Raw genomic sequence first — 22,152 nt, forward strand, 5'->3', positions numbered from 1 at the left:
CTCCGCCACCTACGGCCCAGACAGCTGACGCGGCGATCATCCCGGAGCCGGAGCGCCCCCGCCGGAGGCATGCGTTTTAGGGTCACCGGCGCTATGTCCGGTCGGCTGCGTTCACTCTTCATTCCAGTTGTCGAGGATGATGACGGGTGCCTCTTCTACATCCAGCCATTCGCTTTCCAGGTGCATGCCGGTGGATGCCTCGATGAAGGCAAATGCCGCGCTGAGCTTGCCGCGGTAGTCCTCCGGGTCGAGGCTGTCGAGCATCGGCAGGAAATCGGCGTGGATGTTGGGGTCGCCCTCCTGGATGCGGTGCTCGGCGAAGATGAAGGAGCCCATCCGTGCCTTGATCTCGCCGTCGGCTGCGTAGAGGATCGTGTATCCCCCGAAGGTGTGCCAGGTCGTCATCCATACCCGTGACGTCTTGCTGAGTTCGATGAGGATGTGATCGGGTGTGGCGTAGCCGTAGCTGAACTCCAGGAAGCCGTAGGTTCTTTCGCCCTCGAAGGCGAAGAGTACCGGCTGGTCCTCCGTATAGGCCTCTTCCGTGGGATATTCCATGGTGCGTTGTTGGGGCTCGCGGCCTCCGTTCAGCTGCCGCAGGAGGTCGTCCATTGTGATCTCTTCGTCCAGGGGTTGCACAACAGTCCAGCAGAGCGCGTGCTCTAACCACTGGTGCCGGTCGAAGAGGTTGCGGTAATGATCGATCACGGTGCTGATTGTCGCGGAAGATGCCAGGAGGCGGCGTGGCAACCGCGCTCGGTGCGTTCGGTCGGTGCGGCGGGGGCGGCGTGCGGTGCGCGGCCCGGTGTCTCGCCGCCGTCCGGGACCGGCCCCCAGGCCGCACGCCCGGACGGCGGGCGGGCGGAGGGCCGGGGTACGGCGGCGCGCCGCGCCGCCGCTTGACGGCGATGATTCGGCAGTGGCGGGCGGACCTGCTCGGCAAGGGCGTCTCCGTGAGCATGGCGGCCAAGGCGTACCGACTGCTGCGTGCCGTGCTGATGACGGCGGCTGAAGAGGACCGGATCATCTCGCGCAACCCGTGCCGCATCCGCGGGGCCGGCGACGAGCACGCCGAGGAGCGACCGGTTCTCTCCGTGGGCCAGGTCTTCGAGTTGGCGGACAAGATCGGGCGTCGTCCCGTGGGGAGCATCCGGGGCCTCAAGAGAGGGGAGGGGTACCGCGTGCGCTTCCAAAGGCACGGCGAGATGCGTACCTTTCCAGAGGTCTTCCCGACACGGGCCGAGGCCGAGCGGGCGCTGTGGCGGATGATCGACACCGGACAGGCCGACTGCACGCACGATCGCCGTTATCGGGCCTTCGTCTGCTGGCCACCTTCGCAAGCCTGCGCTGGGGCGAGATCACCGCACTCACAAGAGCCGATCTCGACATCGACGCGGGAACAGTCCGCGTGCGTCTGACTTATGTGGAACGCTCCACTGGAGAGCTTGTCCTTGGTCCGCCGAAGTCCAAGGCAGGCAGGCGGATCGTCGGCATCCCACAGGCGATCATCCCGGCTATCAAGGAGCACCTGCAGCTGTATGTGAAGCCCGAAGAGGGAGCGCTGATCTTCACCGGGGTCAAGGGCGGCCCTATGCGGCGGAGCGGGTTCAACAAGCTCGCCGGATGGATGGAGGCCGCTCGGGCGATCGGCGTTTCGGGGCTGCACTTCCATGATCTCCGCCACACGGGAAACATGATTGCTGCGGACTCTGGCGCGGGCCTCAAGGACCTCATGACACGCATGGGACACGACAACGTCCGCGCTGCAATGATCTATCAGCACGCCGTCCGGGGAGCCGACAAGCTGATCACCGAAGCCATCGACAAGCACCTCATCGGGCACGAACGGGCACGCGACGATGACGAGGACGGCCCGCCCGGCCTGCTGGTTCCCGCCGGGTGACCACAAGCCCTAATGGCACGCTAATGGCACGCAGAGATCAACAGCTCTAGGAAACAACGAAGCCCAGGTACCGAATCCATCGGTCTACCTGGGCTTTCACAATGAGAGCGGGTGACGGGAATCGAACCCGCGCTGTCAGCTTGGGAAGCTGATGTTCTGCCATTGAACTACACCCGCGCACGACCCGAACGTCGCGTCCCTCACTGTACCGGAAACTTGGCCCACAACAGCAATCCCGGCCCCCCGGACTTCCGACCCGAACGGTAAGTTGCTCTGCGTGCTGCTATCTGACCGTGACATCCTCGCCGAGCTCGACGCCGGCCGGCTCATGCTCGACCCCTTCCACCGGGACATGATCCAGCCCTCCAGCATCGACGTGCGGCTCGACCGGTTCTTTCGGGTGTTCGAGAACCATCGGTATCCGCACATCGATCCGGCGGTGGAGCAACCGGATCTGACGCGGATGGTGGAGCCGGATGGCGACGAGCCGTTCATCTTGCATCCGGGCGAGTTCGTGCTGGCCTCCACGTACGAGGTGATCACGTTGCCCGACGATCTGGCGTCGCGGCTGGAGGGGAAGAGTTCGCTGGGGCGGCTCGGGTTGTTGACGCATTCGACGGCCGGGTTCATCGATCCGGGGTTCAGCGGGCACGTGACACTCGAGTTGTCCAACGTGGCGACGCTGCCGATCAAGTTGTGGCCGGGGATGAAGATCGGGCAGTTGTGCGTGTTCAAGCTGAGCTCGCCGGCCGAGCATCCGTACGGGTCGGCCAAGTACGGCTCGCGGTACCAGGGTCAGCGCGGGCCCACGCCGTCCAGGTCGTACCGGAACTTCCATCGCACGAAGATATGAACAAGATGAACATCAGGTGAACGACGGGGGAACATTGAGGTAATCGGGGAGGCGATTCCTCACGGCCGGGCGGATGCATACGGACTGGTCGAGAGGGGTGCAAGCTGCAAGAAACCCTTAGAAGTACCCTCAATCTCGGTGTTGCACAACATACGACGGGTAGCCATTAGGCGAAGGGGACATGAAGTTCGCATTTCGCCTGGTAGGCCATACCCTCTTCACGGACCATCCCCGCACATCTGGAGAACGACGTGCGCCTGCGTCTCACGCCACGTGAGGACAGCTACTACGACCTGTTCGCCGACTCGGCGAACAACCTGGTCACGGCATCGCGACTGCTGGTGGAGATCATCAGCGAGGGCTCGGACAGAGAAGCCCTGGCCGAGAAGATGCGCGCCTGCGAACATGCCGGCGATGAACGCACCCATGCGATCATGAACCGGCTCAACGAGAGCTTCATCACTCCGTTCGACCGCGAGGACATCTACCGCCTCGCGTCCAACCTCGACGATGTGATGGACGCCATGGAGGCGGCCTCCGATCTGATCGTGCTGTATCAGATCGATCACCTTCCGAAGGACGTCGTCCGGCAGGTCGAGGTGCTGGAGCGGGCCGCGGAGCTGACGGCCGAGGCCATGCCGCGACTGCGGTCGATGAAGAACCTCAACGAGTACTGGATCGAGGTCAACCGCCTGGAGAACCAGGGTGACCACGTCTACAGGAGGCTGCTGGCCAAGCTGTTCAGCGGCGAGTACGACGCGCTCACGGTCATGAAGATGAAGGAGGTCGTCGATTCCCTGGAGGAGGCGGCCGACGCCTTCGAGCACGTGGCCAACACGGTCGAGTCGATCGCGGTCAAGGAAAGCTAGGACCCGTGGACCTCACGCTCGCCCTCGTCATCGGCGTGGTCGTCATCGCTCTGGCCTTCGACTACACCAACGGGTTCCACGACGCGGCGAACGCCATCGCGACCTCTGTCTCGACCCGGGCCCTCACCCCCAGGGCCGCGTTGTTCATGGCCGCGGCCATGAACTTCATCGGCGCCCACCTGGGCACCCAGGTCGCCTCGACGGTCGGCAAGGGCATCATCGACGCGCCGGACGGCTCACACGGCCTGGTCATCGTGGCCGCGGCACTCATCGGCGCGATCGCCTGGAACCTGGTCACCTGGTATTTCGGCCTGCCCTCCTCCTCCAGTCACGCGCTGATCGGCGGCCTGGTGGGTGCCGCGCTGGCCTCGGCCAGCGTGGTGCACTGGGACGGCGTCTTCGAGAAGGTCGTCATCCCGATGATCCTCTCGCCGACGATCGGGTTCAGCCTCGCCGCCTTGATCATGATCGCAATTTATTGGATCTTCCGCAACAGTCAGCCCGGCAAGACCAACCGCGGCTTCCGCTACTCGCAGACCGTCTCGGCCGCCGCCATGGCGCTCGGGCACGGCCTGCAGGACGCGCAGAAGACGATGGGTGTGATCTTCCTGGCTCTCGTCGTCGGCGGCTACGTCGCGCCGGACGATCCCATTCCGCAGTGGGTCATCCTGGCGGCCGCGGGTGCGATCTCCCTCGGCACGTACGCCGGCGGCTGGCGCATCATGCGCACGCTGGGACGGCGCATCATCGCCCTCGACCCGCCGCAGGGCTTCGCGGCGGAGACGGCGGCGTCGACCGTCCTCTACGTGGCGGCCATGGGGTTCGGCGCGCCGATCTCCACCACGCACACGATCACCTCGGCGATCATGGGTGTGGGCGCGACCAAGCGGCTCAGCGCCGTGCGGTGGGGTGTGGCCGGCAACATCATCACCGCCTGGATCCTGACCATTCCGGCCGCCGCCCTGGTGGCCGCCCTCACCTACTACCTCCTCCACGCGATCATCGAGTAACGACCCCGACTACACGATCGCGTACATCACGTCCACGTCCCAGCGGGCGAAGCCCAGGGACTCATACAGCCTGATCGCCGCCGTGTTGGCCTCGTCCACGTACAGCATCGCCTGGGCGAGGCCCCGCGTGCGCAGATGGCTCAGGCCGGTCAGGGTGAGGGTCCTGCCCAGGCCGGTGCCCTGCTGTGAGGGGTCCACGCCGACGACGTACACCTCGCCGAGCGGCTCGTGTCCGTGCTCCGAGGAGCCGTGGATCTTCGTCCAGTGGAAGCCGGCGAGCTTGTCGCCGCGGAAGGCCAGGAAGAAGCCCTCCGGGTCGAACCAGGGCTCCCGCTCGCGCCGCAGCAGGTCGTCCAACGTCCACGCGCCCTGCTCCGGGTGGTGGGCGAAGGCGGCGGCGTTGACCTTGAGCCAGGCCTCCTCGTCCTCGCCGGGCACGAACGTCCGCAACCGTACGCCGTCCGGCAGGGTTTCCGGGTCCACGGGGGCGAACAGGGAGCGGCGCATCTGCCAGAGCGAGCGGACGCGCTCGAAGCCGAACCGCGCCGCCAGCGCCTCGGCGCCCGCATGATCGCCGTGCGCCCACAGGCGCAGTCTGCCGTCGGTCAGCTCCAGCACGGAGCGCAGGAGGTGGGCGCCGTGGCCCCGGTGGCGGTGCGCCGGGTGGATGACCAGCTCGGTGCTCGGGCCCTCGACCTCGTCCGTCGGGTCCACGTGGGCGTAACCCGCCAGGGCGGCGTCGTCGTACAGCAGGAGCGAGCGTGCCTGGGGATCGCCGCCGTACCGCATATGGAGCATCACGTGCTCGTTGAGCGGGCGGACGCCGTCGGCCTCCGTCGCCGCCTCCACCAGGCCGAGCACCTCGGCGATCTCCGCATCGCCAAGCCGTTCTCTGATCTTCACGCGCGCACTCACACCAGAACTCTAGGCGTACACCTGGCAAATAACGCCATGCGGTGGCCGGGTAAATCGTTACCTTTGCGCCATTGGCCGCATGGATTCCAGCCGTAACGTCTTAGGCCATGACGTCTCGATCCCTCCTCCGGCTGGCGCTGGCCGGAGCCGTCGCCTCGGGGGCGGTCCTCCTCGCCACCCTCCCGGCGGACGCGAGCAAGGCCAGGCGTACGGTCCCCGTACGGCTGCTCGCGCTCAATGACTTCCACGGCCACCTCGAACCCCCGGCCGGTTCGTCCGGCCGCATGGTGGACGAGCACGGCCACACCGTCGACGCGGGCGGCGCGGCGTACGTGGCCACGCACATGAAGGCCCTGGCCGACGAGAACACCATCGCCGTGGCCCAGGGCGACCTCATCGGGGCGACGCCGCTGATCTCGGCCGCGTACCACGACGAGCCGTCCATCGAGTTCATGGACAAGTTGGGGCTCAAGGTGGCCGCGGTGGGCAACCACGAGTTCGACGAAGGGTACGCCGAGCTGCGGCGGATCATGAACGGCGGCTGCCACCCGGTCGACGGCTGCTCGCCGGCCGGCGAATGGAAGGGCGCGAAGTTCGACTACGTCGGCGCGAACGTGCTGTTCAAGAACCCCAACGAGAAGACCGACGCGCTCGCCGCGCTCGGCGCCCAGCAGGAGCGGGCCAGGAAGCTGCTGGCTGATTGGGGCGTGCCCGCGCTGCCGCCGGTCAGCGTCAAGTGGATGAACGGCGTGCCGGTCGGCTTCATCGGGCTGGTCACACAGACCACGCCGAGCATCGTCACGAGCGAGGGCATCAAGGACCTCAAGTTCGTGGACGAGGTCAAGGCCGCGAACGTCGCCTCCAAGATCCTCAAGCTCGTGGGCGTCAAGGCGCAGGTCGTGCTCGTGCACGAGGGCGACCAGGTGAACGCCGGCCAGTCGCCCGACGCGTGCAGCGCCATCCCGGGGTTGGGCAACCGCATCGCGACGCAGGTCGACCCCGAGGTCGACATCGTGCTCAGCGGGCACTCGCACCAGGCGTACCTGTGCCGGGTCAAGGACCCGGCGGGCAGGGACCGCCTCTACTCGCAGGGCGGCTCGTTCGGGCGCGTCATCACGCAGGTCGACCTCAACGTGGACGTACGGACCCGCGACATCGACCGCGCCTCGGTCGTGGCGGACAACCATGTCGTCACGCGGACGGTCCAGGCCGATCCTGAAATTTCGGCCTTCGTGCAGACTTGGAAGGATCGCGTCGCGCCTGTCGCCAACAGGGCGGAAGGTACGATCACCGCCGACATCACGAACACCGCCGTCCCGTCCGGCGAGTCCGCTCTCGGCAACCTCATCGCCGACGCTCAGCTGGCCGCCACCAAGACCGGCGGCAACGCCCAGATCGCCCTGATGAACCCGGGCGGCGTACGGGCGTCGCTGGGGTACGCGAGCTCGCCGGCGGGCGAGGGCGACGGCGTGGTGACGTACGGCGAGGCGTTCGCCGTGCAACCGTTCAACAACCTCATGCAGGTCGTGACCCTGACCGGCGCCCAGCTGAAGACGCTGCTGGAGCAGCAGTTCACCGGCGGGCCCAACAACCAGGCGTTCACCAAGATCCTGCAGCCCTCGGCGAACTTCACCTACACCTACAACCGGAGCGCCGCCTGGGGCTCCAAGGTGTCGGACATGAAGATCGACGGGGTGCCGGTGACGGACACGCAGACCGTCCGGGTCGCGGCGAACAACTTCCTGGTCGGCGGCGGCGACGCGTTCCTCGCCTTCCGGGACGGGACGGAGCTGTGGAGCGGGCCGCTGGACATCGACGCCTTCGTCGACTACCTCGGCACGAACAGCCCCGTCGCCCCGCCCGCGACCAACCGCATCACCGCGGTCGGCTGACCCCGCGCACACACCCCACGGGTCCGCCCCTCACGGTTGGGGCGGACCCGTTTTCCGTCCGTGCGGTTCGCTTCGTCCGGAAGGTGATCAGCAGGTCCTCGAGGAGGCGCACATTCGGCGCCGTGATCGCTATGATCGCGTCTCCTCTCGCCTCAAGGAGACGGTCATGGCTGCCGGCAAGCCGATCCGCGACAAGGCCCTCTGTTACATAGTCCGGGACGGGCGCCTGCTGGTCTTCCGGCACGTGGACTACAGTTTCGAGGAGGTCGGCATCCAGGTCCCCGGTGGCACCGTCAAGCCGGGAGAGGACCCCGAGCAGGCCGCCCTGCGGGAGGCACGGGAGGAAACCGGGCTCCACGAGCTCACGGTCGTCAGGAAACTCGGCACGTATGAGTACGACATCACTCCGTACCGTGCCGAGATCCACCGCTGTCACGTCTTCCAGCTGGCGCTTCACGAGGAGACTCCTGAGCGCTGGGCCGGCCAGGAGGACAACGACGGGGACGGGGAGCCGATCCGGTTCGAATGCTTCTGGATCCCGGTCGAACACGGCCATGTGCTGCAGTCAGGCCAGAGCATGCTCCTCTCCCGACTCTTCGACCGGTGAACCGGAAAAGCGCAACTCACCTCTTCCGTCCCCGCTGAGCGTTCCATGAACGATGACGGCCAGCACGCGATCCTTGGAGGGGCTCGTCCGGGGACGAAGAGGAGCACGTGATGGCCGCGAACAACAGTGTGATGCCTGTTCACGGGGGTGGCGCAGCGGATCCGGATCGGTGGCTCCGACTTTTCGCGGCCATCGTGCCGCGGTAATCCCGAGCCGGCCCGTCAAGCTCCCAGCAGCCTGGCCTCCACCGCCGGATCGAGCCCCACCCGCGGCCGATCCGGTCGCGTCGGAGCCTCGCCGCCGATGCTCCGCAACCACGCCCACGTATCGGCCGCGGTCTCCTCGACAGGCCGGCACCGCAGCCCCTCGGCCAGGGCCTTGGACACATCACCCCCGTGCATGAATGCGTGGTCCTCGCCCACCAGCCAGATCGGCAGGTCCGTCCACGGCGCCACCCCAGCCGCCAGGATCGGCTCCGCGTCGACCCACCGCAGCCCGGCATCGGACCCGGTCACCTTCACGCAGGTCTCGAGCAGCTCCCGCATCGTCACGAACCCGGGAGGACTCACCACGTTGAACGCCCCGCCGACGCCGCGCTCGGCGGCCCGCAGGCACCACACGGCCAGGTCGCGCGCGTCGATGTACTGCAACCCCAGATCACGAGGCCCGGGCGCGAGCACCGGCCCGCCACGCGCGATCCTGCTGAGCCACCACGGCAGGCGCCCGATGTTCTCGTAGGGTCCGAGGATCGTCCCGGCCCGCGCCAGCAGCGCCCGCTCCCCGAACGCGGCGACGGCTCCCAGCTCTGCCCCCGCCTTGTTCCTGGCGTAGTCGGAGGCGTCCTCATCGTCGGCGGACGCCGCCACGACCGGCGCGCTCTCGTCCGCTCCGAAAGGCACCGGGTCGGCGTACACGGACCTGCTGGACACGTAGACGTAGTGCCCGGCCCTCCTGGCCAGCAGCGACGCTGTGTCTCTGACCGCCGAGGCCGCCCACGACCAGGTGTCGACCACGACGTCCCACTCGCCGCGCTCCAGCGCCGCGAGACCGCCGGCCGCCGACCGGTCACCGCGTAACGCCGTCACGCCCGCGGGCGGCTCATGACTGCCCCGGTTGAACACCGTCACATCCCACCCGAGAGCCAGCGCCTCTTCGACGACGGCCCGCCCCACGAACTCCGTACCACCCAGCACCAGAACTCTCATGGCGCCCACTCTGACCGAGGCACCCGCACGCGGGAAGCCGTCCACGCCATCAGCGGAATCGCCACAAGCGGAAGCGCGCCGCGCTTCCGCTCAGAACTCGCACCCGCCCGGATCGACCAGTTCGTCCTCGTCGTACTCGACGAGGGGGTCAGAACGTCGGGAAGCCGCGGCCGACCCCGCTCCGGGCTCGGGCTCACCGGGCACGCGTACGGTGAGCCCGGAGCCACCGAGCGGATCGGCATCGACGAGCACCTCGACTCCCCGCACCCACACCAAGTTCGCCCACCCCCGCGTCACTCGCCAACACCTCGATCATGAAACCAACAGATATACGGAGCGTGGCGAAACACCCCTCTTGGTGCCCCGCTTACCGAATCTCGATCTCCATAGGACCAGTTCAACGGCTGTGATATTGCGAACGCCATCCCTGGGTATTTGTCACAGACAGTGATTCGGGGGATGGGCTGGTGAAAACGTTCTTTCCGCGCTCGATCCGGGCGCGCCTGACCATGATCGCGACTTTGGTCGCCGCGCTGGTCTTCACCGCCACGTCCACCATCACCCTCGCGACCGTGCCGAGCAACCTGCGTGGACTGGTGCAGACCAGGGTGGAGCTGGCCGTACGCAGGGTCGCGAGCCAGGCCGCCACCGGTCAGCTCCCGGCGGAGCTGGAGACGGCGTCGCACGTACACCTCCTGCAGGTGGTCTCTCAGGACGGCGAGGTGCTTGCGGCCACCCCCGACCTGCTCGGCGGTCCTCGCATCGCCAAGATCCAGCCGAACAAACCCGACAAGATGTACACCACCGAGCGCACCCTGCCCGGCATCAGGGGCACCGACGAGGAACGGCACCTCGTCGTGTCCGTCCTCGCGCACACGCCCGACGGGCCCGTCACCGTGTACGGCGCCGCCTCGCTCGAAGAGGTGCACCGCTCCCTGGTCTGGCTCTACATCCTGGTGTTCCTGGGCACCCCGCTGGTCCTGCTGATCGTCGGGGGCACGACGTGGGCGGTGGTCGGGTTCGCCCTCCGCCCCGTCGAGCGCATCCGCACCGAGCTGGCCGAGATCACCGGCCAGGACCTCAGCAGGCGCGTGCCCGTACCTGACAGCGGCGACGAGATCGCCAATCTGGCCATCACCACGAACCACACCCTCGACCGCCTCGAACGCTCCGCCGAAACCCAGCGCCGCTTCATCGGCGACGCCTCGCACGAGCTCCGCAGCCCCATCTCGGCGATGCGCGCCCAGCTGGAGGTCGCCAACGCGTACCCAGACGAGACGGACTGGCCGGCCACCGGCGCCCGCGCCCTGGCCGCCGCCGAGCGCCTCACCGGCATCATCGACGAGCTGCTGATGCTGGCCAGGCTGGACGCCGGCGCGGTCACGCAGCGCCGCGTGGTGGACCTGTGCCGCATGGCCGAAGACCAGGTACGCCGCCGCGAGGGCGCCCGAGTCCCCATCGTCCTCGACCCGTGCGAGCCGGCTCCCGTCCACGGCTCGCCCATGCAGCTCGACCGCCTCCTGACGAACCTCCTGGACAACGCCACCAGGCACGCCGCCAGCAGGATCGACCTCTCCGTCGTGGTGGAGGGCGACAAGGTGGTCGTGACGGTGACCGACGACGGCGACGGCATCCCGCCGCAGGACCGGGAGCGCGTCTTCGAGCGTTTCACCCGCCTGGAGAACGCCCGGGCCAAGGACAAGGGCGGCAGCGGCCTCGGCCTCCCCCTGTCCCGAGAGATCGCCACGGCCCACAACGGCACCCTGACCGTCGCCGACCACTGGCCCGGCGCCCGCTTCGTGGCCGTCCTCCCGCTGTACGAGGGCGGGTCCTAGACTTCGCGGAGTGGACCTGACGGCCGACGTACTGTGCCACGTGGTCCTCATGGCCCGCCACCACGGGGTGGATCTTTTGTGACTCCGCAGGGATGGGCTTCTCCGGATAAGGCAGGTACCGTCCGATCATGGAGACGATGACCGTCGAGCAGAACGGCATCAACGCGGTTCCCGAGGCGGAGCGGCGCGGCCGGCCGGGAGACCTTTTCTGGCCGTGGGCCGGCTCCAACCTCTCCCTGTTCGGGGTCGCGTTCGGCGTGTACATCGTGGGCCTCGGCCTCGGCGTCGTGCCCGCCGTCATCACCGGCGCCATCGGCTACGTGCTGTCGTTCCTGCTGGTCGGCCTGGTCGCGATCGGCGGCACCCGGTCGGGCGTGCCGACGATGACGCTGGGACGGGCGCCGTTCGGGTACCAGGGCAACAAGCTGCCCGCGGCGTTTTCCTACATTTCGAACGTCGGCTGGGAGATCGTTCTGGTCACGCTGGCCGCGCAGAGCGGCGCGGCGATCCTCGCGCGGCTCGCGCCCGGCATCCCGGCCACGACGGCCACCGGGGTCTGCTTCGCGGTCGCGGCCGTGGTGGTGATCGCGGTCGGCGTGTACGGCCACGCCATGATCATGGTGGTGCAGCGGTACCTGACGTACGCGTTCGTCGTGCTGACCGTGGTCTACATGATCCTCATGGCGCCGAGGCTCGGCTCGTCGCTGGAGACCACGGCGGGGCCCGGCGGCTGGCTGGGCGGGATCATCTTCGCGATGACGCTGCTGGGCCTGGGGTGGGTCAACTGCGGCGCGGACTACTCGCGCTACCTGCCGTCGGATTCCAGGCCGCGTTCGGTGGCGCTGTGGACGATGCTCGGCGGCGCGCTGCCGCCGATGGTGCTGCTCGTGTTCGGCGTGCTGCTGGCGGGCGGCGACCCGAAGCTGGCCGAGGCGGCGGGTGGCGATCCGGTGGGGGCGCTGGCGGGCGCGTTGCCGACGTGGTTCCTGCTGCCGTATCTGCTGACCGCCATCGGCGGTTTCCTGGCCGGGGCCATCATGGACATTTACTCGTCAGGGCTGTCGATGCTGGCGCTCGGCGTGCCGATCAGGCGGCACTACGCGGTGCTGATCGACGGGCTGCTCATGGTGCTCGGCGGGTATTACCTGCTGTTCGTCTCCAGCAGCTTCCTCGGCACCTTCCAGGCGTTCCTGGCGATCATCGGCGTGGTGATGGCGGCCTGGGCGGCGATCTTCCTCGTGGACATGTGGCGGCTGCGTGCGGGCGGCCGGGCCTACGACGAGCGGCTGCTGCGGGCCGGGGCGCCCGGCGTCAACTGGCCGGGTGTGGTGTCGCTGGCCGTGGCCTCGGTGGCCGGGCTGGGGCTGATCACGTCCACCGACCAGAACATCGCCACCGTCGTCGGGTTCCTGATGAGCGAGGAGCTGAAGGGGAGCACGTTCGGGGCGGCGAACATCGGGGTGGTCATCGCGCTCGTGCTGGCGGGGCTGCTCTACTACCTGATCACATTGTTCGTCCGGCCGCGCCGCGTCGTCTGACGTCCGGTTCGTCGCGTTGCCGTCCCTGCGGTTACTGTTGGTAAGTGATAAGTGACCTTCCGTTGCGACTGCTGGGCTGGGCGGTGCACGTCACGGCCTGCGGGCTGCTGCTGATCGCCGTGGTCGCGGTGCTGCGCGAGGGCCGGACGGCCGAGGCCGCCGGCGGTGTGCTGCTCGGGCTGGTGTACGCCGTCGGCCCGGTTGTCGAGCGCGGGCCGATGCCGGGGCGGGTGTGGCTGGCGCTGGTGACGGCGGGCTGGTTGGTGCTGGCCGTGGTGGCGCCGCCGTTCGTGTGGCTGGCGTTCCCGCTGCTGTTCGCGTACCCGCGGGTGCTGCCGTTGTGGGCGGCGATGTTCGGGGTGGGCGCGCTGACGTCGGTGGCGATCCTGGCGGCGGCCTGGCACGCGGGCGGGTTGACGGTGCCGCTGGTGCTGGGGCCGGGCGTCGCGGCCGTGATGGTCACGCTGCTGGCCCTGGCCTGCCGGGCTCTGCGCGCCGAGGCCGACCGGCGCCCCCGATAGCCCTTCCCCGGATCAGGCCGTCACGATCGCGAAGTCGGGCACCGGCCGGTCCAGCACCGCCACCAGCCGCCGCAGCACCGTCGCGTCCCCCTCCCGCTCCACCCCTTCCACCCCCCGGCCCGACAGCAGGCCGAGGAGCTGCGCCTTCGTCAGCCGCAGCGTCAGGTCCGCGGTCTCGCCGGGCGGGTCGGCCCGGTGGATGAGCGCCCCGTTGGACAACGTCGTACGGTGCCGCTCCCCCAGGTCGGTGAGGTGCCAGTCGATGGCGAGTCGCTCGTGCCACGCCCGCGGCCCGTCGACACGCACGGCGAGCGAGTCGAAGATCTGCTCCACGGTCAGCGCGGCGATCAGGTCCGGCACGGCGGTGTCCGCGGCGGCGGGCACGATGCCGTCGGCCAGCTCCAGCGCGCCCGTGAGGTAGAAGTTGCGCCACGTGGCGTTCTCGGCGCCGTGACCGAGCCTCGTGTAGACCTCGGCGAGCAGGTCGCGGGCCTCCTTGTTGCCCTCGTCGGCGAAGACGGCGTGGTTGAGCAGCTGGGCGGCGAAACGCAGGTCGTTCTCGGCCACGTAGCGCCGGGCGAAGGCGACGACGGCCGCGCCGCCGCCCAGGCACTCGACGTACCGGATCGCGCTCTCCCGCGGCGGGTGCTCCCACAGGCGCGCCGGGTTGCCGTCGAACCAGCCGAGGTACCGCTGGTAGATGGCCTTCACGTTGTGGCTGGTCGAGCCGTGGTAGCCGCGCGCGTGCCAGGACCGCTCCAGTTCGGGTGGCAGTCGTACGGCCTCGGCGATCTCGGTGGCCGTCAGGCCCTTGTTGAGCAGGCGGAGGGTCTGGTCGTGCAGGTAGGCGTACATGTCGCGCTGCTGCGTGAGGAGGCGGGCGATGTCGTCACTGCCCCAGATGGGCCAGTGGTGCGAGGCGAAGGCGACGTCGGCCCGGTCCCCGAACCGGGAGACGACCTCGTCGAGGCTGCGCGCCCAGGCCCGGGCGTCGCCGACCATGGCGCCGCGCAGGGGCAGGACGGTGTGCTGACCGTGGGTGGCGCTCTCGGCCAGGCACAGCGCGCGGCGTTCGGGCAGGAGGAAGGTCATCTCGGCGCCCGTGCCGGGCAGGAACACCATGTGTACGCCGTCGACCGTCTCCTCCTGGCCGGTGCCGGTGACATCGACCGTGGGCGGGATGAGCGACAGGGTGCCCGTCGAGACCGTCATGCCGAGGCCGCAGCCGATCTGGCCCTCGGGCGAGCGGGGCAGGCCGGGGCTGTACATGTAGACGGCACGGCGAGTCGTCGCCGGGCCCGCGTACACGCTCTCCGACACGACGTGCTCCATGAACCCGGCGGGCGCCAGGACGGGCACGCCGCCGCGGGTGACGCCGCGTACGCCCCCGAAGTGGTCGGCGTGGGAGTTCGTGTAGATCACGCCGGTGACGGGGCGCCGGCCGCGGTGGGCGTGGTAGAGCTTCAGCGCGGCGGCGGCGCACTCGGTGGAGATCAGGGGGTCGATCACGATCACGCCGGCGTCGCCCTCGACCAGCGTCATGTTGGACAGGTCCAGGCCGCGTACCTGGTAGACACCGTCGGCGACCTCGTACAGACCTTGCCTGGCGCACAGCTGGGACTGTCGCCACAGGCTGGGATGGGCCGTCTCGGGGCACTCCCCCTGGAGGAAGTCATAGGAGTCGTTGTCCCAGATGACCCTGCCGTCCGCCGTCTTGATCACACCGGGGCTGAGCTTGGCGATGAACCCGCGGTCCGCGTTCGCGAAGTCGCCCCTGTCGTGAAAGGGAAGATCTGCCATGCCTAGCCGCATGCCCGGGAATCGGCCCCAGATAGCCCAACAAACGCCCCCAAGAGGATGAATCTCGGGCAATAAGGACATGCAATGATGTTGGGCGTGGAAGCGTGCGTGTTCGACCTCGATGGCGTTCTGGTGGACTCCGAGCCGGTGTGGGAGGAGGTGCGGCGGGCGTTCGTCGCCGGCCACGGCGGCACGTGGCAGCCGGACACCCAGTCCAGGCTCATGGGCATGAGCACCGCCGAGTGGGCCGCCTACCTGCACGAGCTGGGGGTGCGGCCGGCACCCGGCCAGATCGCCCGCGGCGTGGTGGACCAGATGGCGGCGCGCTACCGCGACGACGTGCCGCTCATGCCGGGTGCGGTGGAGGCCGTGCGGCGCCTGTCCGGGCACCTCACGCTCGGGCTGGCCAGCTCGTCGCCGCGGCGGCTGATCGACGTGGTGCTGGATGCGGCCGAGCTGAAGGAGTGCTTCGCGGCCACGGTGTCGACCGAGGAGGTCGAGCGTGGCAAACCGGCCCCCGACGGGTATCTGGAGGCGGCGCGGCGCATGGAGCTGGATCCGCGCGGCTGCGTGGCGGTCGAGGATTCGAGCAACGGGCTGCGGTCCGCGCACGCGGCCGGCATGCGGGTGATCGCCATACCCCACCCCCGCTACCCGCCCGCGCCGGACGCGCTGGCGCTGGCCTGGCGGGTGCTGCCGAATCTCGACGCGCTCACGCCCGACCTGCTCTCGTGACCTGACGCACCCGGTGGCTATGCTCTGGGAATCGTGCGAGACATCACGGTTTTCAGCGGCTCCGCCCACCCCGAGCTGGCCAAGGAGATCTGTGCCCACCTGGGCACGCCCCTGCACCCGGTCCAGATCAGCCGGTTCGCGAACGACGCGCTCGAGGTGCAGCTGCAGGCCAACTGCCGCGAGCGTGACGTCTTCCTCATCCAGCCCCTGGTACCGCCCGTGCAGGAGCACCTGGTCGAGCTGCTGCTCATGCTCGACGCGGCCCGCGGCGCCTCGGCCGCCAGGACTACGGTGGTCCTCCCCCATTACGCCTACGCCCGCAGCGACAAGAAGGACGCCCCGCGCATCTCCATCGGCGCGCGGCTGGTCGCCGACCTGATGGTGGCCGCGGGCGCCAACCGGGTGCTGGCGATGACGCTGCACTCGCCGCAGGTGCACGGCTTCTTCAGCGTGCCGGTCGACCACCTGCACGCGCTGCGGGAGCTGGCGGCGTATTTCCGCCAGTACGACCTGTCGAACACGGTCGTCGTCTCCCCCGACCTCGGCAACGCCAAGGAGGCCGCCCACTTCGCCCGCCTGCTCGGCACCGGCGTCGCGATGGGCGCCAAGCAGCGCTTCAGCGACGACCGCGTGGTGATCAGCTCGGTCATCGGCGAGGTGACCGGCAAGGACGTGATCATCCTGGACGACGAGATCGCCAAGGGCAGCACGGTCATCGAGCTGCTCGACCGGCTGCGCGAGCTCCGCGTGCGCTCAGTGCGCGTGGCCTGCACGCACGGGCTGTTCTCCAGCGGTGCGGTGGAGCGGCTGAGCGCGCTTCCGGAGGTCGAGGAGATCGTGTGCACGAACACCGTGCCGCCGCCCAAGGCCGGGGACAAGCTGACCGTGCTGTCGATCGCGCCCGCCCTGGCCGAGGCCATGCGCCGCATCCACGACGGCGAGTCGGTGAGCGCCCTGTTCAGTACATCTTGACGACCTGCGCCGTCACGCGTCGTCCCTGGTGGGAGGCCAGGAAAGTGATCACTTCGGCCACGTCCTCCGGCTGCCCGACGGACCGCAGCGGCCCGTAGCCGCGGGCCGCCTTCTCCACTTCCTCGTTGATCCAGCCGGTGTCCGTCATGGGCGGGTGGACCATGTTGGCCGTGACGCCGTAGGGGCCCAGCTCGTGCGCGGCCGACATCGTGTAGTTCTCCTGGGCCGCTTTCGCCGCGCCGTACGAGACCTCGGTCGGGAAGCCCTGCGGGCCGCCGGAGGTCAGGCCGATGATGCGGCCCCAGCTTGCGCCGCGCTCCACGTGCCGCCTGGCGAACTCGGCGATCAGCAGCGCCGGCGCGCGCACGTCAACCGCGAACTGACGGTCGTGCGTCTCGGCGTCCACCGGCCGGAGCGGCCGGCCGAAACTGTCGTGCTCGCTCGGCGCGAACGTGTCGCTGAGCCAGCCGCTGGCGTTGTTGACCAGGATCTCGACCGGGCCGAACGCCTTCTCCGCCTGGTCGAACAGGGCCTTCGGGGCCGCGGGGTCGGCCAGGTCGGCCTCGGCGGACCCGGCCGCGCCGCCGGCCTGGCGAATGCGGCGCACCACGTCATCGGTCCCGGCCGCGCGCACACGATCGTAGGTTTCCGGGTAGGCCGGATGGTTGAGCGGGGCGAGCCGTTTGCAGGTGAGAAAGACCGAGACCCCCTCGGCCGCCAGCGCGATCGCGGTCGCGGCGCCGATGCCCTGATTGGCGCCAGTGATCAACGCAACCTTTCCAGCCAGCCGTGTATCGATCATAGTGGCCATCATGCACGCAGCGACGGACCGCCTGCTAAGGCATTTTCTGGAGGCAGCGCAGCCGACCGTCCCCCTCGTGGCGTTATGGGCCCACGGATCGCTGGCGACGGACGACTACCAGCCTGGCCGCAGCGACCTGGACCTCATCGCCATCCTCGATGAGCCGGTGACGATGGAGCAGTGGCGGCGGATCAAGAGGATGCACCGGGGCATCGACCTGCCGCTGGCGGACAAGCTGCACTGCTCGTACATGGCCCGGCAAGAGCTGGCGGACCTCTCCGCGGAGCACGTGACGTGGGCGCACGAGCGCATCTTCCGCCGCCCCGTCACCGCCGTCACCCGGCGCGAGCTGCACACCAGGGCCCTGGAGTTGTACGGGCCGCCGCCCGCCGGGCTGCTGCCGCCGGTGTCGGACGAGGAGCTGGCCGAGTTCGTACGCGCGGACCTTCGCGACTTCTGGCTCGTCATGACGCGGGGGCGGCGGCGGTGGTTGCGCGACATCTGGGTGGACCTGGGCACGGTGACGGTCGCCAGGGCCACGGTCACGTTGCGGGACGGGCGGTTGATCAGCAAGCGGGAGGCCCTCGACGTGCTGCACGAGCTCGGCGCGCCCCCGAACGTGGTGGCCGACGTGCGGGCCCGCAGGTACGGCACGCCGGCGCCGGTGCTGAGCCGGTTCAGGAGGGCCAAGCTGGCCCGCGCGTTCATCAGGAACACGATCACGAGGACGCTGGGGCCAGCGTCGCCGTGAGCCTGGCCAGCGCCTCGGCGATCTGGCCGGGGGTCAGGCCGAGCACCGAGCGCTGGTAGCCGTACACCTCGGGGGCCAACGGGGCGAGCAGGACGTCGACGAGCGCGTCCGGGCCGGGCGTGCCGGCCGCGACCAGCAGCGCGCGCACATGGGCGCGCCAGAAGCCGTACGCGCCGGTCTCGAAGCGCGAGCGGCCCACCTCCGAGCCGAGCACCAGGTGCCGGTGATCTTCCAGCAGGCGCACCATGGCCGCGTAGAAGGCGGCCAGCCTCTCGGCGGGCGGCGCGCCCGGACCCAGCGGCGGCCGGCCGCGCAGCAGCTTCTCCTGCAGCTCCCGCTCGTGCTCGTCGAGCAGCGCGACGGCGATCGAGGCCCGGTCCGGGTAACGACGGTAGAGCGTGCCCCGGCCCACCCCGGCCTTCTTCGCGATGTCGTCCATCGTCACGTCCTGCGGCGCCTTCTCGGCGAAGAGCAGGGCGGCCGCCTCCAGGATCCTGGCGCGGTTGCGGGCGGCGTCGGCTCTCTCCATGCGCTTCATTGTATGTGGACATATCGTCCGGTTATAGTTAAGTGGACAGCATGTCCACATATCGCGTTGAGGAGAGATCATGCTGCTGCACCTGGACGCCAGTGCCCGGCGGGCGTCGTTCTCGCGGAGGTTGTCGAACGTGTACGCCGAAACGTGGCGGGCGGCCCGTCCACGCGCCGGGTACGTCTACCGTGACCTGGCCGCGAACCCCGTGCCGCACATCGGCGAGGCCTGGACGGAGTTGTGCGACCACATCCTCGAGCACGAGATAACCGATATTTCGCGGTATCGGGAGGCGGTCCGCTCCCCCGCCCAGCGCCAGGCGTGGGCCATCGTGGAGCCGCTGCTGGACGAGGTGGTGGCCGCCGAGGTGGTCCTGATCGGCACGCCGATGTACAACTACTCGATCCCGTCGTCGCTCAAGGCCTGGCTCGACCAGATCACGTTCCCCAAGATGTCGCTGGAGGGCCGCTCGTTCGTGGTGACCAGCGCGCGCGGCGGCGCGTACGGCCCGGGCACGCCCCGCGAGCCGTACGACCACCAGGAGCGTTACCTGCGCGACTTCTTCAAGGGCCACCTCCGCGTCGAGGACGTGACGTTCATCCACGCGGAGCTGGTCAACGCCCGCCTCGACCCGGCGCTGGCGCATCTGCGCGACCGGCACGAGGAGTCCCTGGCGGCCGCGCTGAAGGAGGCGGCCCGATGAGCCGGCTGGTCCTGCGGTCTTCACCGGCATCGGCGCGGCCGGCGCGATCACCCTGGGCATCGTGCTCAACGACGACCCCGTCTCAGTGGGCAGAATGGCCGCACTCGCTCTCATTGTCGGCGGGATACTGTTGGCGCGAGTTACCACCTGAACCAGCGGAAGGGCGACAAATGGGGGAGAGCAGGCAGTCCTATCTGGTGGCTGCGGCGTCGGCGGTGTCGCTCCTGCGCGACCCGGCCGTGGCCGCGGCATGGGACAAGCCGAGCGCGCTCACGGAGTTCAGCGTCGGCGGGCTGGCCGGGCACCTGGCCCACCAGATCGTCAGGGTCCGCGACGCGCTGGCGGCCGACAACGGAGCCGTCCAGGAGCCGATCGACCTCCTGGAGCACTTTTCGAGGTCGCCGTGGGTGCAGGCAGGCCTCGAGCACGAGAGCAACGTGTTCGTCCGGCGGGGCGGGGAGGCGGCCGCCGCCGACGGGCCGGCCACGCTGGTGGAGCGTACGCAGGTGCTGCTCGACCTGCTGACCACCACGCTGCCCGCCGAGCCCGCCGACCGGGTCGTGCACCTGCCGTGGGCCGACTGGCCGCTCATGCTGGACGACTTCCTGCTCACCCGGCTGGTGGAGCTGGTCGTGCACTCCGACGACCTGGCCGCCAGCGTGGGCGTCGAGACGCCCGCCCTGCCGGAGTCGGTCATCGAGCCCGTGGTCGAACTGCTGGCGCGGCTGGCCGTGCACCGGCACGGGGCGACGGCGGTCATCCGCACGCTGAGCCGGGCCGAGCGGGCCCCGGCCACCATAAGCGCCTTCTAGGACAGATCCGCCCGGTCGCCGATCATGCGGCCGGGCCTGCTCGACGTCGTCAGGAGGCGACCATCCGGAGGGCCTCCACCACCTCGCGGCCCGACAGCGCGCTGTCCGGGTCGAGCAGCCACTGGGACAGGAATCCGGTCAACAGAGCCTGGTAGAGCGTCCCGGCCAACCGCTCCCGCTCGGGATCTTCTCCCGGCTCGATGCCCTCGAACAACGCGGCGAGCCCCAGCCGCCCCTCCTCGATCCCCCGCACGAGTTGCTCACGCACATCCGGCACATGGTCGATCTGCCCGAGCAGCTCGAACTGCGTGACCCACAGCGGCCGCAACCTCGCGAACGACTCCGCCACCCGATCCCAGGCCGCCGCGAACCGCTCCAGCGGCGTCATGTCCGGCTCGACGTCACCCGCCAGGGTCGCGGCCAGTTCGTCCCCCCACTCCCGCATCGCCTCGAACAGCGCCTCGTTCATCAGCGCTTCCTTCGACTTGAAGTGGTAGCCGATGCCCGCCAGGCTCACGCCGGACGCGTTGGCGATGTCCCGCGCCGTGGTGCGTGAATAGCCCTTTTCGATCAGGCACCGCTTCGCCCCCGCCAGCAGATCTTCTCTGTTTCCCATGCCCAGAGAATAGCACAACTGTCTGAGAATTCTGTACTAGACAAGTGTCTGAGACGTATGTACCGTCATCGGCATGACGAACATCCTGATCTCCGGCGCCAGCATCGCCGGCACGTCGACGGCCTACTGGCTGCGCGAGCACGGCTTCACCGTCACCGTGGTGGAGCGGGCCCCCGCCATCCGCGAGGGCGGTTACAAGGTGGACATCCGCGGCGCGGCGCTCCAGGTGATCGATCGCATGGGGCTCATGGACGCCGTCCGCGCCAGGAGCACGGACATGCGGGTCGCCACCCACTACGACACCGCCGGCAAACCGGTCGCGACCATGGACGCCGCCCTCTTCGGCGGGCGCACGGGCGACGACGTCGAAATCATGCGCGGCGACCTCAACGAGCTGCTGTACGACCTGACCCGCGACGAGGTCGAGTACATCTTCGACGACTCGATCACCGGCATCGCCGAGGACGGCACGGTGACGTTCGAGCGCTCGCCGTCACGGACGTTCGACCTGGTCATCGGAGCCGACGGCGCCCACTCCAACACCCGCGGGCTGGTCTTCGGGGAGGAGTCGCGCTTCGCCCGCCACCTCGGCCACTACATCTCGATCTGCACGGTGCCCAACACCCTGGGCCTGGACCGCGAGGAGGCCGTCCACGCCGCCCCAGGCAGGACCGCGAACGTCTACAGCACTCGCCAGGACATGGGCGCCAAGGCGCTGTTCATGTGGTCGTCGCAGCCGCTGGCCTACGACCACCGGAACGTGGCCGAGCAGAAGGAACTGCTGACGCGTGCCATGGCCGGAGTGGGCTGGGAGGTGCCCGGGCTGCTCGACGCCGTACGGGACGCCGAGGACTTCTACTTCGACTCGGTCGGCCAGATCCACATGGATCACTGGTCGAAGGGTCGGGTCGTGCTCGTGGGCGACGCGGCGTACTGCGCCTCGCCGGCCTCGGGGCAGGGCACGAGTCTGGCGGTCGTGGGGGCGTACGTGCTGGCCGGCGAGCTGGCCTCCGGCGGCGGGGCGGACGGTTACGAGCGGGAGATGCGCGAGTTCGCAGCGGCCAACCAGGCACTCGCGGAGGCCAACCTCAAGGGCATGGTGATCCCGTCGCGGATCGCCCTCTGGTTCCAGATCAAGGCGATCAAGCTGATTCCGCACCTGCCGGGCCGGGATCGGATGGTCGAGCGGATCGCCGGGCCGATCCATCGGGCCGCGAACGCCATCTCGCTCAAGAATTATGTGGAATGAACCGTTCCGTTCTGATACTCTTAGATCAGAAC

Annotated in this window: 23 protein-coding genes and 1 tRNA gene; 15 read left to right on the forward strand and 9 right to left on the reverse strand. The window is 69.1% G+C overall.

Annotated features, from left to right (window positions below):
- Positions 1-111 precede the first annotated feature (111 nt).
- Positions 112-708, reverse strand: a complete 597-nt coding sequence (locus tag ACIBX3_RS46775) for a hypothetical protein (protein WP_397127147.1) — start codon at positions 706-708, stop codon at positions 112-114.
- 550 nt (positions 709-1,258) lie between these two features.
- Between ACIBX3_RS46775 and ACIBX3_RS46780 the strand changes: the two genes are divergently transcribed.
- Positions 1,259-1,903 (forward strand): tyrosine-type recombinase/integrase, encoded by a 645-nt coding sequence (locus tag ACIBX3_RS46780; protein WP_397127148.1) that lies wholly within the window; start codon positions 1,259-1,261, stop codon positions 1,901-1,903.
- Between the two features lie 106 nt (positions 1,904-2,009).
- Here the strand turns inward: ACIBX3_RS46780 and ACIBX3_RS46785 are convergent.
- Positions 2,010-2,080, reverse strand: a tRNA-Gly gene (locus tag ACIBX3_RS46785).
- Between the two features lie 100 nt (positions 2,081-2,180).
- Between ACIBX3_RS46785 and dcd the strand changes: the two genes are divergently transcribed.
- The 3 genes from dcd to ACIBX3_RS46800 all read left to right on the forward strand — a co-directional run bounded on the left by dcd (position 2,181) and on the right by ACIBX3_RS46800 (position 4,635).
- Positions 2,181-2,756, forward strand: coding sequence for a dCTP deaminase (gene dcd / locus ACIBX3_RS46790; protein WP_397127149.1), 576 nt, complete (start codon positions 2,181-2,183; stop codon positions 2,754-2,756).
- 251 nt (positions 2,757-3,007) lie between these two features.
- Complete coding sequence (locus ACIBX3_RS46795) at positions 3,008-3,625, forward strand: DUF47 domain-containing protein (RefSeq protein ID WP_397127150.1); 618 nt, start codon at positions 3,008-3,010, stop codon at positions 3,623-3,625.
- 5 nt (positions 3,626-3,630) lie between these two features.
- The gene (locus tag ACIBX3_RS46800; RefSeq protein ID WP_397127151.1) at positions 3,631-4,635 is read left to right on the forward strand and encodes an anion permease; all 1,005 of its coding nucleotides are present in this window, start codon (positions 3,631-3,633) and stop codon (positions 4,633-4,635) included.
- Between the two features lie 9 nt (positions 4,636-4,644).
- On the opposite strand, the gene mshD is transcribed toward ACIBX3_RS46800, so the two are convergent.
- Positions 4,645-5,550 (reverse strand): mycothiol synthase, encoded by a 906-nt coding sequence (gene mshD, locus ACIBX3_RS46805; RefSeq protein WP_397127152.1) that lies wholly within the window; start codon positions 5,548-5,550, stop codon positions 4,645-4,647.
- A 107-nt stretch (positions 5,551-5,657) separates the two neighbouring features.
- Here mshD and ACIBX3_RS46810 point away from each other — a divergent pair, with 107 nt between their 5' ends.
- Together ACIBX3_RS46810 and ACIBX3_RS46815 are read left to right on the forward strand one after the other, a co-directional pair.
- Positions 5,658-7,442, forward strand: coding sequence for a bifunctional metallophosphatase/5'-nucleotidase (locus ACIBX3_RS46810; protein ID WP_397127153.1), 1,785 nt, complete (start codon positions 5,658-5,660; stop codon positions 7,440-7,442).
- Between the two features lie 166 nt (positions 7,443-7,608).
- A complete protein-coding gene (locus ACIBX3_RS46815) occupies positions 7,609-8,049 on the forward strand; it encodes an NUDIX domain-containing protein (RefSeq protein ID WP_397127154.1) in 441 nt (146 codons plus the stop codon).
- A gap of 221 nt (positions 8,050-8,270) precedes the next feature.
- Here ACIBX3_RS46815 and ACIBX3_RS46820 read toward each other — a convergent pair whose 3' ends face one another.
- Both ACIBX3_RS46820 and ACIBX3_RS46825 read right to left on the reverse strand, forming a co-directional pair.
- Positions 8,271-9,254: an NAD-dependent epimerase/dehydratase family protein gene (locus tag ACIBX3_RS46820; protein ID WP_397127155.1), complete on the reverse strand. Its 984-nt coding sequence runs from the start codon at positions 9,252-9,254 to the stop codon at positions 8,271-8,273.
- 90 nt (positions 9,255-9,344) lie between these two features.
- The gene (locus tag ACIBX3_RS46825; RefSeq protein WP_397127156.1) at positions 9,345-9,551 is read right to left on the reverse strand and encodes a hypothetical protein; all 207 of its coding nucleotides are present in this window, start codon (positions 9,549-9,551) and stop codon (positions 9,345-9,347) included.
- 170 nt (positions 9,552-9,721) lie between these two features.
- On the opposite strand from ACIBX3_RS46825, the gene ACIBX3_RS46830 reads away from it, so the two are divergent.
- The 3 genes from ACIBX3_RS46830 (at position 9,722) to ACIBX3_RS46840 (ending at position 13,148) form a co-directional block, all read left to right on the forward strand.
- A complete protein-coding gene (locus ACIBX3_RS46830) occupies positions 9,722-11,089 on the forward strand; it encodes a sensor histidine kinase (RefSeq protein WP_397127157.1) in 1,368 nt (455 codons plus the stop codon).
- Between the two features lie 128 nt (positions 11,090-11,217).
- The gene (locus ACIBX3_RS46835; RefSeq protein WP_397127158.1) at positions 11,218-12,627 is read left to right on the forward strand and encodes a purine-cytosine permease family protein; all 1,410 of its coding nucleotides are present in this window, start codon (positions 11,218-11,220) and stop codon (positions 12,625-12,627) included.
- Positions 12,628-12,671: 44 nt separating this feature from the next.
- Positions 12,672-13,148, forward strand: a complete 477-nt coding sequence (locus ACIBX3_RS46840; protein WP_397127159.1) for a hypothetical protein — start codon at positions 12,672-12,674, stop codon at positions 13,146-13,148.
- A gap of 12 nt (positions 13,149-13,160) precedes the next feature.
- On the opposite strand, the gene ACIBX3_RS46845 is transcribed toward ACIBX3_RS46840, so the two are convergent.
- A complete protein-coding gene (locus ACIBX3_RS46845; RefSeq protein WP_397127160.1) occupies positions 13,161-14,948 on the reverse strand; it encodes an alkyl/aryl-sulfatase in 1,788 nt (595 codons plus the stop codon).
- Between the two features lie 108 nt (positions 14,949-15,056).
- Here ACIBX3_RS46845 and ACIBX3_RS46850 point away from each other — a divergent pair, with 108 nt between their 5' ends.
- Both ACIBX3_RS46850 and ACIBX3_RS46855 read left to right on the forward strand, forming a co-directional pair.
- Positions 15,057-15,683, forward strand: coding sequence for an HAD family hydrolase (locus ACIBX3_RS46850; RefSeq protein WP_397127162.1), 627 nt, complete (start codon positions 15,057-15,059; stop codon positions 15,681-15,683).
- 33 nt (positions 15,684-15,716) lie between these two features.
- Positions 15,717-16,655 carry a ribose-phosphate diphosphokinase gene (locus tag ACIBX3_RS46855; protein ID WP_397127163.1) on the forward strand — a complete coding sequence of 313 codons (939 nt, stop codon included), beginning with the start codon at positions 15,717-15,719 and terminating at the stop codon, positions 16,653-16,655.
- On the opposite strand, the gene ACIBX3_RS46860 is transcribed toward ACIBX3_RS46855, so the two are convergent.
- Positions 16,642-17,457 (reverse strand): SDR family NAD(P)-dependent oxidoreductase, encoded by an 816-nt coding sequence (locus ACIBX3_RS46860; protein ID WP_397127164.1) that lies wholly within the window; start codon positions 17,455-17,457, stop codon positions 16,642-16,644. The genes ACIBX3_RS46855 and ACIBX3_RS46860 overlap by 14 nt on opposite strands.
- Before the next feature lie 10 nt (positions 17,458-17,467).
- On the opposite strand from ACIBX3_RS46860, the gene ACIBX3_RS46865 reads away from it, so the two are divergent.
- Positions 17,468-18,208, forward strand: a complete 741-nt coding sequence (locus ACIBX3_RS46865; RefSeq protein WP_397127165.1) for a nucleotidyltransferase domain-containing protein — start codon at positions 17,468-17,470, stop codon at positions 18,206-18,208.
- Here ACIBX3_RS46865 and ACIBX3_RS46870 read toward each other — a convergent pair.
- Entirely contained in the window at positions 18,177-18,737 is a 561-nt protein-coding gene (locus tag ACIBX3_RS46870; RefSeq protein ID WP_397127166.1) for a TetR/AcrR family transcriptional regulator, read from the reverse strand. The genes ACIBX3_RS46865 and ACIBX3_RS46870 overlap by 32 nt on opposite strands.
- Positions 18,738-18,816: 79 nt before the next feature.
- Here ACIBX3_RS46870 and ACIBX3_RS46875 point away from each other — a divergent pair, with 79 nt between their 5' ends.
- Positions 18,817-19,443, forward strand: a complete 627-nt coding sequence (locus ACIBX3_RS46875) for an FMN-dependent NADH-azoreductase (RefSeq protein ID WP_397127167.1) — start codon at positions 18,817-18,819, stop codon at positions 19,441-19,443.
- Positions 19,444-19,613: 170 nt separating this feature from the next.
- Entirely contained in the window at positions 19,614-20,255 is a 642-nt protein-coding gene (locus ACIBX3_RS46880) for a maleylpyruvate isomerase N-terminal domain-containing protein (protein ID WP_397127168.1), read from the forward strand.
- Between the two features lie 49 nt (positions 20,256-20,304).
- On the opposite strand, the gene ACIBX3_RS46885 is transcribed toward ACIBX3_RS46880, so the two are convergent.
- Positions 20,305-20,871, reverse strand: a complete 567-nt coding sequence (locus tag ACIBX3_RS46885) for a TetR/AcrR family transcriptional regulator (RefSeq protein ID WP_397127170.1) — start codon at positions 20,869-20,871, stop codon at positions 20,305-20,307.
- Positions 20,872-20,944: 73 nt separating this feature from the next.
- Here ACIBX3_RS46885 and ACIBX3_RS46890 point away from each other — a divergent pair, with 73 nt between their 5' ends.
- Positions 20,945-22,120 (forward strand): FAD-dependent monooxygenase, encoded by a 1,176-nt coding sequence (locus tag ACIBX3_RS46890; protein ID WP_397127172.1) that lies wholly within the window; start codon positions 20,945-20,947, stop codon positions 22,118-22,120.
- Positions 22,121-22,152 lie beyond the last annotated feature (32 nt).

Source organism: Nonomuraea sp. NPDC049480 (assembly GCF_044465905.1).
Lineage (GTDB): Bacteria > Actinomycetota > Actinomycetes > Streptosporangiales > Streptosporangiaceae > Nonomuraea.

Excerpts from the sequence above, each read along its gene's own strand:
- ACIBX3_RS46810 (WP_397127153.1), top strand. The coding sequence starts at position 5,658 with ATGACGTCTCGATCCCTCCTCCGGCTGGCGCTGGCCGGAGCCGTCGCC.
- ACIBX3_RS46815 (WP_397127154.1), top strand. The coding sequence starts at position 7,609 with ATGGCTGCCGGCAAGCCGATCCGCGACAAGGCCCTCTGTTACATAGTC.
- ACIBX3_RS46820 (WP_397127155.1), bottom strand. The coding sequence starts at position 9,254 with ATGAGAGTTCTGGTGCTGGGTGGTACGGAGTTCGTGGGGCGGGCCGTC.
- ACIBX3_RS46835 (WP_397127158.1), top strand. The coding sequence starts at position 11,218 with ATGGAGACGATGACCGTCGAGCAGAACGGCATCAACGCGGTTCCCGAG.
- ACIBX3_RS46845 (WP_397127160.1), bottom strand. The coding sequence starts at position 14,948 with ATGGCAGATCTTCCCTTTCACGACAGGGGCGACTTCGCGAACGCGGAC.
- ACIBX3_RS46860 (WP_397127164.1), bottom strand. The coding sequence starts at position 17,457 with ATGATCGATACACGGCTGGCTGGAAAGGTTGCGTTGATCACTGGCGCC.
- ACIBX3_RS46865 (WP_397127165.1), top strand. The coding sequence starts at position 17,468 with ATGCACGCAGCGACGGACCGCCTGCTAAGGCATTTTCTGGAGGCAGCG.
- ACIBX3_RS46870 (WP_397127166.1), bottom strand. The coding sequence starts at position 18,737 with ATGGAGAGAGCCGACGCCGCCCGCAACCGCGCCAGGATCCTGGAGGCG.
- ACIBX3_RS46875 (WP_397127167.1), top strand. The coding sequence starts at position 18,817 with ATGCTGCTGCACCTGGACGCCAGTGCCCGGCGGGCGTCGTTCTCGCGG.
- ACIBX3_RS46880 (WP_397127168.1), top strand. The coding sequence starts at position 19,614 with ATGGGGGAGAGCAGGCAGTCCTATCTGGTGGCTGCGGCGTCGGCGGTG.
- ACIBX3_RS46885 (WP_397127170.1), bottom strand. The coding sequence starts at position 20,871 with ATGGGAAACAGAGAAGATCTGCTGGCGGGGGCGAAGCGGTGCCTGATC.
- ACIBX3_RS46890 (WP_397127172.1), top strand. The coding sequence starts at position 20,945 with ATGACGAACATCCTGATCTCCGGCGCCAGCATCGCCGGCACGTCGACG.